The organism is Iodobacter violaceini (assembly GCF_011601265.1).
Taxonomy (GTDB): Bacteria; Pseudomonadota; Gammaproteobacteria; order Burkholderiales; family Chitinibacteraceae; genus Iodobacter; species Iodobacter violaceini.
Window position 1 is genome coordinate 266992 of record NZ_JAAOLX010000001.1, and the last position, 13304, is coordinate 280295.

Annotated in this window: 13 protein-coding genes; 11 read left to right on the top strand and 2 right to left on the bottom strand. The window is 51.1% G+C overall.

What is annotated here, in order from left to right; genetic code table 11:
- Nucleotides 1-255 precede the first annotated feature (255 nt).
- The 9 genes from HA050_RS01180 to HA050_RS01220 all read left to right on the top strand — a co-directional run bounded on the left by HA050_RS01180 (nt 256) and on the right by HA050_RS01220 (nt 11016).
- Complete coding sequence (locus HA050_RS01180; RefSeq protein ID WP_166821026.1) at nt 256-984, top strand: YebC/PmpR family DNA-binding transcriptional regulator; 729 nt, start codon at nt 256-258, stop codon at nt 982-984.
- Between the two features lie 99 nt (nt 985-1083).
- Nucleotides 1084-2916, top strand: coding sequence for an adenylate/guanylate cyclase domain-containing protein (locus tag HA050_RS01185; protein WP_166821028.1), 1833 nt, complete (start codon nt 1084-1086; stop codon nt 2914-2916).
- Nucleotides 2913-3425: an SH3 domain-containing protein gene (locus HA050_RS01190; RefSeq protein WP_166821030.1), complete on the top strand. Its 513-nt coding sequence runs from the start codon at nt 2913-2915 to the stop codon at nt 3423-3425. Before HA050_RS01185 ends, HA050_RS01190 begins: the two co-directional genes overlap by 4 nt.
- Before the next feature lie 2 nt (nt 3426-3427).
- Nucleotides 3428-4288 (top strand): M48 family metalloprotease, encoded by an 861-nt coding sequence (locus HA050_RS01195; protein ID WP_166821032.1) that lies wholly within the window; start codon nt 3428-3430, stop codon nt 4286-4288.
- Between the two features lie 475 nt (nt 4289-4763).
- Nucleotides 4764-6059, top strand: coding sequence for a Xaa-Pro aminopeptidase (gene pepP / locus HA050_RS01200; RefSeq protein WP_166821034.1), 1296 nt, complete (start codon nt 4764-4766; stop codon nt 6057-6059).
- A 298-nt stretch (nt 6060-6357) separates the two neighbouring features.
- Nucleotides 6358-7527, top strand: coding sequence for an FAD-dependent monooxygenase (locus HA050_RS01205; RefSeq protein ID WP_166821036.1), 1170 nt, complete (start codon nt 6358-6360; stop codon nt 7525-7527).
- A gap of 145 nt (nt 7528-7672) precedes the next feature.
- A complete protein-coding gene (locus HA050_RS01210; RefSeq protein WP_166821038.1) occupies nt 7673-9442 on the top strand; it encodes an ABC transporter ATP-binding protein in 1770 nt (589 codons plus the stop codon).
- 84 nt (nt 9443-9526) lie between these two features.
- Nucleotides 9527-10285 (top strand): substrate-binding periplasmic protein, encoded by a 759-nt coding sequence (locus HA050_RS01215; RefSeq protein WP_166821040.1) that lies wholly within the window; start codon nt 9527-9529, stop codon nt 10283-10285.
- Between the two features lie 305 nt (nt 10286-10590).
- Nucleotides 10591-11016, top strand: a complete 426-nt coding sequence (locus HA050_RS01220; RefSeq protein ID WP_166821042.1) for a hypothetical protein — start codon at nt 10591-10593, stop codon at nt 11014-11016.
- Here HA050_RS01220 and HA050_RS01225 read toward each other — a convergent pair.
- Entirely contained in the window at nt 11006-11917 is a 912-nt protein-coding gene (locus HA050_RS01225) for a LysR family transcriptional regulator (protein ID WP_166821044.1), read from the bottom strand. The genes HA050_RS01220 and HA050_RS01225 overlap by 11 nt on opposite strands.
- Nucleotides 11918-12018: 101 nt before the next feature.
- On the opposite strand from HA050_RS01225, the gene HA050_RS01230 reads away from it, so the two are divergent.
- Nucleotides 12019-12273 carry a DUF2798 domain-containing protein gene (locus tag HA050_RS01230; RefSeq protein WP_166821046.1) on the top strand — a complete coding sequence of 85 codons (255 nt, stop codon included), beginning with the start codon at nt 12019-12021 and terminating at the stop codon, nt 12271-12273.
- Between the two features lies 1 nt (nt 12274).
- Nucleotides 12275-12706, top strand: a complete 432-nt coding sequence (locus tag HA050_RS01235; protein WP_166821048.1) for a carboxymuconolactone decarboxylase family protein — start codon at nt 12275-12277, stop codon at nt 12704-12706.
- Nucleotides 12707-12848: 142 nt separating this feature from the next.
- On the opposite strand, the gene HA050_RS01240 is transcribed toward HA050_RS01235, so the two are convergent.
- Nucleotides 12849-13253, bottom strand: a complete 405-nt coding sequence (locus HA050_RS01240) for an NUDIX hydrolase (protein WP_166821050.1) — start codon at nt 13251-13253, stop codon at nt 12849-12851.
- Between the last annotated feature and the right edge of the window lie 51 nt (nt 13254-13304).

The window sequence follows — 13304 nt, forward strand, 5'->3', positions numbered from 1 at the left end:
ATAAGAAGCCTTCTTCCAGAGCAGAAACTCTGTTATTAAAAAAAATCAGGGCAAATACCGCTCCTGTGCTGTCTGCACTTACTTGAAAGGATGCGCGGTAAGCCACCAGGAAGACCAACATCTTTGCCCCAGATCAAGCAAATAGCCGCACTTTTTTACCCAATCAGCAATAGCCAGCCCCTCCCCCTCTCCTCCTTCTGCCCTCTCTCTGCTAAAATCCGCCATTAAACTTCGGCTTTAACAGGACATTCGAGCATGGCAGGTCACTCAAAGTGGGCAAATATTCAGCATCGTAAAGGTCGCCAGGACGCCAAACGCGGCCAGCTCTTTACCCGTCTGATTAAAGAAATTACCGTTGCAGCCAAGATGGGCGGCGCGGAAATTGAAACCAATCCGCGTTTACGTCTGGCGATTGATAAAGCCTACGACGCAAATATGCCTAAAGACAATGTACAGCGGGCCGTTGAGCGTGGTTCGGGCAATCTGGAAGGCGTAGATTACGTAGAATGCCGCTACGAAGGTTATGGCATTGGCGGTGCAGCGGTCATGATCGACTGCCTGACCGATAATAAAGTGCGTACTGTGGCCGAAGTGCGCCATGCCTTTGCCAAGTGCGGCGGCAATATGGGTGCAGACGGCTGCGTGTCTTTCCAGTTTAAACACTGTGGTACGCTGATTTTTGCACCTGGCACACCTGAAGACGCACTGATGGAAGTCGCGCTGGAAGCGGGTGCAGAAGATATCATCACCAATGATGATGGCTCTATCGAAGTGATTACCCCGCCCTACGAATTTATCACCGTAAAAGAAGCGCTGGAAAAAGCAGGCTTTAAAGCAGAAATGGGCGAAGTGACCATGAAGCCACAGGCCGAAACCGAGATCCTCGGTGACGATGTGGCCAAAATGCAAAAGCTGCTCGACATGCTGGAAAACCTTGACGACGCTCAGGCGGTGTACACCACCGCAGTAATGGATGAAGAGTAATCTGGCTGACACCCGCATATCAAGAAAAACGGCCCGCAGAAATGCGGGCTTTTTTTTTGAGCACTATAAAGATCAGGAAGCATCTTTACGGGCGCAGTCATGCTGCAACGCTTTTCCTATCTTTCAATCTTTATTCTGCTGAGCAGCTTGCTGATATTAGATTACGGTTGGCTGAATTTTAGCGCCGTGATTGATGACAGAAGCGGCGACTGGCTGCTGGAGAAAAACGCCAGCCGCCGTGCGGCCTCTGCCGATATTGTGATTATCGATATCGATCAGAAAAGCCTGGAAACCATGAATGAAGTAGCGGGCAGCTGGCCATGGCCACGCGCCATTCATGCCGAGCTGCTCAGTGCAATTGCCGCGCATCAGCCCAAAGCCATTGTATTTGATGTGTTATTTAACGAGCCCGATACCTTTCGCGCCGACAGCGATCAGCTGTTCAGAGACACCGTTTTACAGCTGCACAATATTTACCTGCCCAGCACCCTGCTGGTAGATGGTATTGGCGCACGGCTCGCCGATTTACCTGCTGTTTACGGCCTGAAAAAAACGCAGGACGCTAAGCCCGATGCCCGTGCCCCTTTGCTCTTACCGCTGGTGCTGCCGCCTGAAACCTGGCGTGGTGGCCTGATTAATTTTAAAAAAGACGCCGACGGTACAGGCCGCCATTACTGGATTTACGCCGAAACCCAGGGCTGGCGCCTGCCCTCCCTGCCCGCCCGCATCGCGGCAGACTTTAACTGGCCCATGCCCCAAGGCAGCGATATCCGCATCAATTGGTCGCAAGCACATCAGCACATCAGCTACAGCGATCTCTATTTTGATTTCAACCGCGAAAAACCGCAGCGCCCTGCCAATGAATTAAGCGGCAAGATCGTCATTATCGGCACCGCCGCACCGGGCTTGCAGGATTTGCGCCCTACGCCGCTTTCAGCCAACTTCCCTGGCGTCGAGATTTTGGCTACATCCATCGATAATCTGCAGCACGGCGACTGGCTGCAAACCCCTGCCCGCGTCTATTTTGCGCCACTGGGGCTGTTGCTAATCCTGCTTTTATTTCTGAGTTTTCAGCGCAAGGTGAACACCCTGTATTCAGGCGGCGCACTGCTGCTGGCTACGCTGCTGGGCTTAGGTATTTTCTGGCTGGGCCTTGGCCACATGCAGTACTGGCCTATTGCCGCCGCCATAGCCTGGGCCTGGGTCTATTACTGGCTGGCGGCGCTGTTTGCCTATCTGGCAGAAAAAGCCCAGCGCGAACAGGCCATCAATTTGTTCGGGCGATTTCTGGATCAGCGCGTGGTCCGGCAGCTGGTGGCGCAAGGCGAAATTCACAGCAGCCAGCAGGCCGAATCACGTGAGCTCACCATCTTGTTTTCTGATATTCGCGGTTTTACCACGCTGTCTGAAACGCGCACACCTGAATATATCGTCGGCCTGCTCAACCGTTATTTCTCCCAGCAGGTTGAGATTATTTTCCGCCACGGCGGCACGCTGGATAAGTTTATTGGCGACGCCATTATGGCGTTTTGGGGCGCACCAATGAATGACAGCGAGCACGCCAGACACGCCGTAGCTGCCGCCATTGAAATGTCGGCAGCACTGGTCAAATTTAAAACCGAGCTGACCGATCTGGGCGCTGATTTTGATATCGGCATTGGCCTGCATACCGGCCCCGCCGTGGTGGGCTTTATTGGCTCGGATGCGCGGCTGGATTACACAATTATTGGCGATTCGGTCAACCTCGCCTCACGGATCGAAGGCCTGACCAAGGGCATCTCCCGCGTGCTGATATCCGACGCCACCCGGCTGGCCTGCAATGAACATTTTCAATTTGTACCGCACGGCAGCTTTCATGTGAAAGGCCGCGAGCAAGAAGTAGAGCTGTTTGAACCCCGTTTAAATTCTGAAGACGTAAGGAAGACATCATGAAAAATGGACTATGGCTGCTGCTCGCCTTAGGCAGCACCGCTTGGGCCGAAACGGCCAGTGTGATCCGCGATTCTGATTTACGCGATAAACCTTTTCTGGATGCTGCCGTGATTGGCCAGCTTAAAAAAGACAATGTGGTGGATATCCAGATGCGCCAGGGCGCGTGGATGCAGGTCAAAAACGAGAGCAAGCTTACCGGCTGGATCAAATTACTGAATGTCAGAACAGGCAAAGGCAGCGAAGGCAGCACTCTGGCTTCACTAAATCCATTTAAAACAGGCTCTTCCGGCAGCACCGTCACCACCGGGGTAAAAGGGCTGTCCGCCGAGCAGCTGCAAAATGCCCAGCCCAATCCGGAAGAGCTGGCTAGGCTGAAAAACTTCACGGCAAGTGAGGCAGAGGCACAAAAAAGCGCTGCCAAAGAAAAACTGATCGCGCAGGAAGTGGCATATATCGCCATGGAAAAAACCCCTGCCTCTGATGACAGCCCAAAAAACAGGAGAAACTAATCATGCGTATCCGCCTGACCATACTGGCCTGCTTATTGCCTGCTGCCGCTTTTGCCTTTGATTTTGGCAAACTGGATATCAGTAATTTAATTGAAGGGGTAAAAAACACGGCCGATGCCATGCACAAGGCAACGCCTGCAGAAGAAGAGGCTATAGGTGCAAGCGCTGCCTCACTTTTACTGGGAGCAGCGCCTTTAGTGGCCAACCCCGCTTTGCAGCACTATGTAAACCAGGTCGGCATGTGGATTGTCAAACAATCTGAACAGCCCGACAGAGTGTTCCATTTTGGCGTGATAGACAGCCCCAATATCAACGCCTTTACCACCCCCGGCGGCTATATCCTGCTCACAAGAGGGCTGTTTGATACCTTTCGCAATGAGGCAGAATTAGCTGGCGTATTAGCCCACGAAATTACCCACACGCTGAAACGCCACCATATGCAGGCCATTGAATCCGGGAAATGGCAAAAAGTAGGCAGCAATATCGCCAAGGCCGGAGCAGATAACGTTAAAAACAGCACCGCCTCGCAGCTTGTTTCACTTGGCAGTAAAAATGCGCTGGAGCTGTTTGTAAGGGGGCTCGATAAGGGCGATGAATATGAAGCAGACATTGGCGGCATGGTTTTAGCCGCCAGAGCGGGCTACAACCCCTACGGCTTAGTCTCGGTATTACAAACGCTGGGCAGCATCAACCCAACAGAGGGCACAGTAGCTCTGATGTTCAGCACCCACCCCAGCCCAAGCGACAGGCTCAATACCATTGAAGAGGTGATTGGGGACAAACTCGAAAACTACGCAGGAGGCGCAGAAAGCACCAAACGCTTTCAAACCATTAAAGCATCGTTGGGTACGGCAAAAAAATAAAGGTCACCGAGTAGGTCGGGTTAGCGAGCTTTACCGCGTAACCCGACAATAGCCTCACCACCTAAGCCGACATGCCCAATCAATCCCCCCTTCCCAACACAATCACTGATTGTTACACAGTGAACATCTTTTTAGTGCCTTCGGCACGTTGATTTTGGCGCGGTATCCACCGCAGGGACCCCCTTTCTTGAACGGCCAGGAAAGGAAGCAAAACCGCAACCTCAAAGCACGAAGGCCCCTGCGCTGCGATAGGAATACTCATTACGGGGTTGTAAAATACTCAAAAACTACAAGATAACTGAACTCAAGTCTTGTTTTTCTCGGTAAAACTCTGTGCTCTCTGTGGCTCCGTATTTCATGATTTGAGGTTGCCTGCGTAACATCACACAATAAGTAAAATCCACAAGTAAGTTAAAACACGTGCTGCGCTGCGCCTCGCCGTATAATCTGCCTACCTTACTTGGGAAATCCATCCATGCAGCCTTACGTAACCCGCCGTGCAACCTTGTCCACACGCTTACCTGCAGGTGTGGTTATTGTGCCCAATACCACTGAAATCATTCGTAATGCCGATTCAACCTATCCGTTTCGTTACGATTCCAGCTTTTATTACCTCACTGGTTTTAATGAACCCGATGCCGTTTTTGTACAAGTCATCAGCGAAGACAGCACACAAAATATTCTGTTCTGCCGCCCTAAAGATTTAGAGCGCGAAATCTGGGATGGCCACCGCCACGGCCCTGATGCGGCCCGTGAGCAGTTTGGCTTTGATGCTGCTTATTCCATTGAAGAGCTCGACAATAAAATGGTCGAGCTCTTACAAAACCAGCCACGCCTGCATACCGTTTATGGCCACAATGCAGCATGGGACAGCCGGGTTTCAGGCTGGGTGAATGGCGTGCGCGCAAAAGTGCGCAGCGGTATCACCGCCCCGAATGAAATCGCCGATGTGCGCGGCACCATTGCCGAAATGCGTTTATTTAAAGATGAGTTTGAAATCGCACTCTTGCGTCAGGCCGGGCAAATCAACTCGGCGGCCCACGTGCGCGCCATGCGCTTTGCGCGCCCGGGGCAAATGGAATACGAAGTAGAAGCAGAAATTCTGCACGATTACTACCGTCAGGGCAGCCGCTTTCCTGCTTACTCCAGCATTGTGGCAGCAGGCGCCAATGCCTGCGTGCTGCATTACGGTGAAAATAATGCCCGCATGAACGATGGCGATTTACTGCTGATCGACGCCGGTTGCGAGATCGGCGGCTATGCCTCTGATATCACCCGCACCTTCCCGGTCAACGGCAAATTCAGCGGCCCGCAAAAAGACGTTTACGAAATCACCCTTGCCGCCCAATACGCCGCGCTCGATGTTTGCCGCGCGGGCAAAAGCTGGAACGCCCCCCACGAGGCCGCTGTACGTGTACTTGCTCAGGGCATGATCGATTTAGGCTTATTGCAAGGCTCGCTCGACGGTGTGCTTGAATCGCTGAGCTATAAGCAGTTTTATATGCACAACACCGGCCACTGGATGGGTCTCGATGTGCACGATGCAGGCGCTTATAAAATCAAAGGCGAATGGCGCAATCTGGAAGCAGGCATGGTGATGACGGTAGAGCCAGGCTTTTACATCCGCCCCGCCGCCAATGTGCCCAAGCACTTTGAAAACATCGGCGTGCGTATCGAAGATGATGTGCTGATCACTAAGGATGGCATGGAAAACCTGGACGCCAGCTGCCCGAAAACCGTGGCAGAAATTGAAGCGATCATGGCAAGGTAAGGTATGTGTTTTTTGTATGACGGATGAAAGCCACCGTGCACAAAGCAAAACGATCTGCGTAAGTTTGATGTATTTCCCCCTTTTACAAAGGGGGAAGCTGCTGCCCTGAAGTCCCCACCAGACTGATGCAGATCCTTTTGCGCGCGGGCTACCGCTCCTAAATCAACGTGCCAAAGGCACTAAAAAGATCTTTTTGACGTTGATTAGCTTGATATGTCATGTTACAAAAGGCGGGTTTCACCCACCCTGCCGATGGCCTTAAACTCATCCCTTGCCTCAAATTTTTCCTCAGGTCAATATGCTCGTAGAAAAACTCCCCCTCCATGTAGATGTGCTGATTGTTGGCGGTGGCCCGATTGGCGCTTTGGTTGTGCAAAGGCTGGCAGCAGCAGGTGTTGATGCCCTGCTGCTTGATGCCAAACCCAAAATTGAAGCCGACCCGCGTGCGCTGGCCTTATCCTGGGCAAGCTTTGAAGCTTTAGATCAAGTGGGTTTATGGGGAACCGGGCTGGCTGCTACAGCCATCACCCGGGTACATATCTCGCAGCAGGGCACAATCGGCCGCACCGAGCTGCTGGCCAGCGAGCTGGGCCTGCCTGCTTTGGGCTTTGTGGTGGACTATGACAAACTGGCCCGCCGCGCTTTCAGTACACTCAGCGAAAGCACAGCCAAAGCAGCACTGGGTTATCGCGTTAGTAAAATCACACGACTGGCCCGCTTTGCCCAGGTCAAAATCGACGGCCCCAATGGAGAGGAGCGGCTCACTGCCCGCCTTGTGGTACTTGCTGACGGCGGCCAGCTGATTAGCCAGCTGGACGATATTATCCAGACCGTTAAGCCTTACCAGCAGCACGCCATCCTCGCCAGGCTCACCCCCGCCGAGCCGCATGGCGGCATGGCTTATGAGCGTTTTGCGGATGACGCCACGCTGGCTCTCCTGCCCAATGGCAAGGATTTCACCCTTGTCTGGCCACAATCCCCCGAGCTGGCCAGCGAGCGGCTCGCCATGAGTGATGGTGATTTTCTGCAGGAAGTCAGCAAGCGTTTTTCAGGCCGCATCGCAGGATTTAGCAGCGTAGCTTCGCGTGCCAGCTGGCCGCTGGCTTTAAAAACACTCAATTCCGTAGTCGGCCGCCGCGTGGCTTTGATCGGCAATGCGGCACAAACACTGCACCCTGTAGCAGGCCAGGGCCTGAATCTTGGTCTGCGCGATGCCACCACGCTGGCCGGGCTGATTATCGCAAGCCGCCAGGATGAAATCGGCGAGCCGGAGCAACTTGCCCGCTACGCCCGCCTCAGAAAAAAAGACGCCGGTATTGTGACCCACTTTACCGATGGCCTGATCACCTACTTTGATCACCCAGGCCCCCTGCTCAAACACGGCCGCAGCTTAGGCCTGATCGCCATGGACCAAATGGGCTGGCTGAGAAAAGGCTTTGCAAAGCGGATGGTATTTGGGGCGAGGTAAGTGTGAAAGTGCCCTCGCAGGCCGTGGTGAGCACAGCGTAAGCCGGCGGCCTTTCCTCACAATTTCCCCCTCCCCGCCCAAAACTTTCTCCACATTCAATTGATATTCATTTAGCATTGGTTTTTTATTTCTCCAGGCTGATGTCATGCCTTCACTTCGCCGCTTGTTTCAATACGCCAGGCAATATCGCAGGGATGCTTTCCGGGCCAGTTTTTGCTCAGTGATGAATGTATTTTTCGATATCCTGCCTGAGATTTTGATTGGGATTGCGGTCGATGTGGTGGTGAATCGCGAGACTTCTTTTATCGCCACACTGGGGGTGACAGACAGCTTTCACCAGCTGCTTTACTTAGGTGTAATTACAGTTTTTATTTGGGGTGGCGAGTCTTTATTTCAATATTTCTACCAAATCCGCTGGCGAAATCTTGCGCAAAACTTGCAGCATGATCTGCGCTTGGACGCTTACTGCCATGTGCAAAAACTGCCGCTTTCTTACTTTGAAAACAAGAGCACCGGCAAGTTAATGTCGATTTTGAATGACGATATTAATCAGCTGGAGCGCTTTTTAAATGGCGGGGCCAATAGCATTATTCAGGTGCTCTGCTCCACCCTGATGTGCAGCTCAGTGTTTTTCTATATTGCACCGCAGCTGGCCCTGATTGCGCTTGCGCCTGTGCCGCTGATTTTATTTGGCGCATTCTGGTTTCAGCGCCGCATTGCCCCCCGCTATGCAGCCGTGCGGGAAGCGGCCGGTGTAATTAGCGGGCGCTTAAATAATAATCTGCTGGGCATTGCCACCATCAAAGCCTTTACCGCCGAAAATTTTGAAGCGGCGCATATTTTTGACGCCAGCAACCATTACCGCCAAACCAATGCCGCAGCGATCCAGCTCTCGTCGGCCATTATTCCCATCATCCGCATGGCTATTTTGTCCGGCTTTGTGGTGACGCTGGTTTACGGCGGCTATCTGGCACTGCATGGCCAGATTGGCGTAGGCAGTTATTCGGTACTGGTGTTTCTGACCCAGCGCCTGCTCTGGCCGCTGACCGGCCTTGCCGATATTGCCGATCTTTATCAGCGCTCGATGACGGCGATTGAGCGGGTGCTCGATCTGCTTGATAGCCCTGTGCATATCCATTACGAAGGCAAGCCGCTGGGCCAGGTTAAAGGTGCGCTTAGCTTTGAGCACATTCACTTTGCCTACGGCGAGCAAGCTGTGCTTAAAGATATTTCCCTGCATATCAGCGCAGGGCAAACCGTGGCTTTTGTGGGCGCAACCGGATCAGGCAAAAGTACGCTGCTTAAACTGCTGCTGCGTTTTTACGACGCCAACAGCGGAAGTATTAAAATCGACGGCATGGAAAGCAAAGATATTGCCCTGCCCGATCTGCGCCGCGCCATTGGCTATGTAGGGCAGGATGTGTTTTTAAGCGATGCCAGCATTGCGCAAAATATCGCTTACGGCCAAAGCGATGTGGATATGAGCGCCGTGATCGCAGCAGCGCGGGCCGCCGAGGCGCATGAATTTATCGAGCGCCTGCCACAAGGCTACGACACCCAAATTGGCGAGCGCGGGCAAAAACTATCGGGCGGGCAGCGCCAGCGCTTAGCACTGGCAAGAGCGATCTTCAAAGACCCAAAAATTATGGTACTGGACGAAGCCACCAGCGCGGTCGATAACGAAACCGAGGCGGCTATTCAAAGATCACTGGATAAAATAGCCAAAGGCCGTACCACACTCGTCGTGGCACACCGCCTGTCTACCGTGCGTAATGCCCACTGCATTTATGTGATGGAGCAGGGTGAAGTTGTTGAAGCGGGCACGCACGAGATACTGCTCGAAGCCAATGGCAGCTATGCGGCACTGTGGCGCTTACAAACAGGCATTAGAGAAACGGAAGCTGTGCTTATTTAAAGCCACAAAATCTATAAAAATATTACACAGATAAGCGTGCTATAAATCAGAGGTCAATCATGTAATTAATAATCAGGCAGAGATATGCGTTTAACCGGCCTTTGTTTTGCCAGCATTTTATTATCTGCTTCGCTTTATGCCGAAACAGTGGTCATCAATGCTGAGGACGATTGGGCGCCCTTCTCTTCCATGACCCGAAATAAACAGGGGATTGAAGGGCTTTCCCCCTCACTGGTCAGCGCAGCTTTTCATACCCAGGGCATAGAGGTTAAATTTAACCCCGTGCCCTTTGCCCGCTGCCTTTATGAGGTTGAACGCGGTAAGGCGGTGGCCTGCTTTGATACATCCATTACCGAAGAAAACAAAAACAAATACATCTGGCATAAAACCCCCTTATTTGAAGAAGGCCTCTCTATTTTTGCTCTGAGCGATTCAAAAGATAAAAATTTAACCGTCAAAGATTTAGAAGGAAAAACAGTCAGCATTACCCATGGCTATTCCTATCCCAACGTATTAATGGATAATAAAAAAATCATCAGGGATGAATCACCGTTTGATGATACCCAGCTCAAAAAAATCCTGCTTAAAAGAGTGCAATATGGTGTCATCAATACCATACCCGGCACTTTAATGATTAATGCCAATCGTAATTACAAGGGAAAAATAAAAATAGTGGGTCTGGTTGAAACAAGTGTTTTTTATCTTAATTTTTCTAAATCACATAAAGACGGGCAGCGCATGGCGGATATTTTTGAAAAAGGCATGCAGGAAATAAAAGCAAACGGCACATACAAAAAAATAGAACGGGATTTCAAAGAAAAACATGGCTTAAATAACCAATAATCATGGTATTAAATTAAACCAGCTTTGCTGGCACGAACACAAAAGCAAATCATTCATCTTGCAGAGCATGATCAGAGGATTTTCCTTTCATGGCTCAGTGCTATCTGCTTTAAGCCCCCCGCATCCAGGCAGTGCATATGTAATTTTTATACAATGACTCATAAGTTAAGCTGAAATATTTATTGCACCATGGGTAAAATGACGGGTATATTAATACCCTCTTACTTTATCAGCATTTAATTAAGCTGTTTAAATACTGATCACAAACTATCTCTTAAAAAAATACAGATAGCGGAGCAATAGCTGTGAAAGTTAAATTAAGCGATATCATTGAAGCCATTGATTTTATGAGTGGTGATCCTTTCCAAAGCTGCGAAGGATTTATTCATATTGAAAGTGGCAAAATTTATTTGCGGTCTGAATACTTAGATGCGATTGATCTGGAAGAATTACCCGGCAATCTGGATGATGCAGATCTTTACCTGCCTTTACCCACAAAAAATGATTTGGGCTTAGGCAGCCAATTGCCTGTTTGTTTTGCCGAAGAATATGCACCTGATTTATATAATGAAGTACGGGCCATGTTCAGACATCAGGGTGCTTTGGGCCGGTTTAAAGATTGGGCAGACCGGCATCAATTGCTGGCCGCCTGGTATCGCTTTGAAAAAGAATGCAGCGAAAAAGAAATCAAAGCCTGGTGCGGCAGGCACAATATTCAGTTTATTGATTAAGCCCTGCGGCCCCATTCAGCAATGGCTCCTGCGCTGCAAAAGCCAAAAGATGTTCAAGTAATGCACGCACCCTGGCAGGCAGATAACGTTGTTGTGGCCACACGGCATACACAGCACGGGAATCGGCCTGCCATTGTGGCAACACTTCCTGCAAAGCGCCGCCCGCCAGCTCTTCGCAGCACACGGTAACCGGGCAGGATAAAATACCCACGCCTTCTTTAGCCATATGCACCGCCAAAGCCATCTCGTTTACCCTGAATCGCGCCTGGCCCTGCACGATGCATTCTTCCCCACTCGCCTTATGTACAAACACCCAGCGCGTCATCGGCTCGGCCAGAATCAGCTGATGCTGGTGTAAATCATCCGGTGTAAGTGGCGCGCCGCTGCGCTGCAAATAAGCGGCAGAGGCCACCGTTACCCAATGCACCTCGCCCAGGCGGCGCTGATTAAAGCTCGAATCCTGTTGCTCACCCGCCCTGAGCGCCAGATCAGCACCACTGGCAATCAAGTCTTCCTGCAAATTACTCAGTTTTAATTCCAGCCTTACCTCAGGATACTTTTGCATAAAGCTGGCCCAGCAGGAGCGAAAAATACCATTGGCCAGATTAATCGGCGCCAATACGCGCACCAGCCCGCTTACGCTGTGCTGCGTGGCATCTAATGCCTGCGTGGCCTGTTGCAAAGCTTGCAGCAGCGGGCGGCATTGCTCGTAATACTGCTGACCTTCACTGCTTACCTGCATACGCCGCGCACTGCGGTTCAGTAAGCGGCAGCCCAGCTGCAGCTCCAGCTTTTGCAAACGCCGGGTCAGCGTGGCCGGCGGTAAATCCATTTTCTTTGCCGCAGCACTTAAGCTGCCTGCTTCCACAATACAAACAAACAGCGCCAGATCATCGAGCATGATTTCATTTTTGGAATTTAACTTTGATTTTATGATTGTATTTTCATTTAATCGCTTTTGCTATGCTCATCTTCATTCAACACACACAAGAGCTAAGCAAAATGTCTGATGCACAAAAATTCCGCTGGGTTTTCTCTTTTCTGATGTCACTGCTGATGTCCGGCGTGATGAGCGGCTGGGTCACCTGGATTGTGGCCGGCCTGAATGGTCACTTTTTTGCCAGCTGGGGCCGCGCCTTTATCACCGCCTGGCCCGCAGCCTTTACCATCGTCATGCTCTGTGCACCAAGCGTACAGCGGCTTAGCCAGCGCATCGTGATGAACCGCCATTTAGCAGCCAATCAACCAGGAGCTTAAAATGAGCCAGCTACGCCTCCCCTACTTTGATTTATCCGCCGAAGCACTGACGGGATTACGCAGTGTTAAAAGTTATTTAGAAAACAGCGCATTAAATAAAACACTGCTGGAATGGGTGTATTTGCGTGTTTCGCAAATCAACGGCTGCTCGTTTTGCCTGAAAATGCATAGCAAAGCCTTAAGAGCCGCAGGGGAAAATAACGAGCGTTTAGACAGCCTGGCTGGCTGGCACAGCAGCCCGCTCTTTAGCGAGCAAGAACGCGCGGCATTTCAATGGGCCGAATCACTCAGCCAAATCGCCACCACCCACGCCCCCGATGCTGATTTCGAGCTATTAAAGAAACATTTTAACGAACAAGAAATATCAGACCTGACATTTGCCATTGCCAATATGAATGCCCTGAACAGGGTTGCGATTGCGATGCGGCAATAGGCTGCAGGATTAAAAGCAGAACGAAGCGAGGGAAGGCGGCTTGGGCAAAGGCTTAAGCCGTCAATCTGACTTCAACATAAGAGCAGGTAAACAGCGCGGGCTGATAACACTAAGCTGCCGCACATACAGACCATCACATGAATTAAAACTTCGCACTCGCAACAACACCACTATATCTGAGGCAATCTTCCACTCTGTGGCGCTGCACAGCGCTCATTTCAGAAAGAGGCGTAAACCGATACTCTGAATGCTCAGGGCTTAAGATAATTTCATCCAGAGACGGCAGATCGCATCTGAAGATAAAAGCCTGAGAATTATAAGCCTTGTGATAATAAACACCCGTCAGATGCAAAATATGGATATCACGCCCCAGCTCCTCCTGGCATTCGCGCTGCACACATTCATGGATTGTTTCCCCCGGCTCCAATGCGCCACCAGGCAAGCCCCAGGCCAATGATCCATAAGTCGCCTTAAGCAGCAAAACCTCCCCTGCATCATTGGTAATGACTGCATGAGCACTCAGCCGATAAAGATCATCAAATGCCAAAATGGTCTCCAAAACAGGTACGAGACAGGGCGGCTTAGCGTAAAGCGCAGC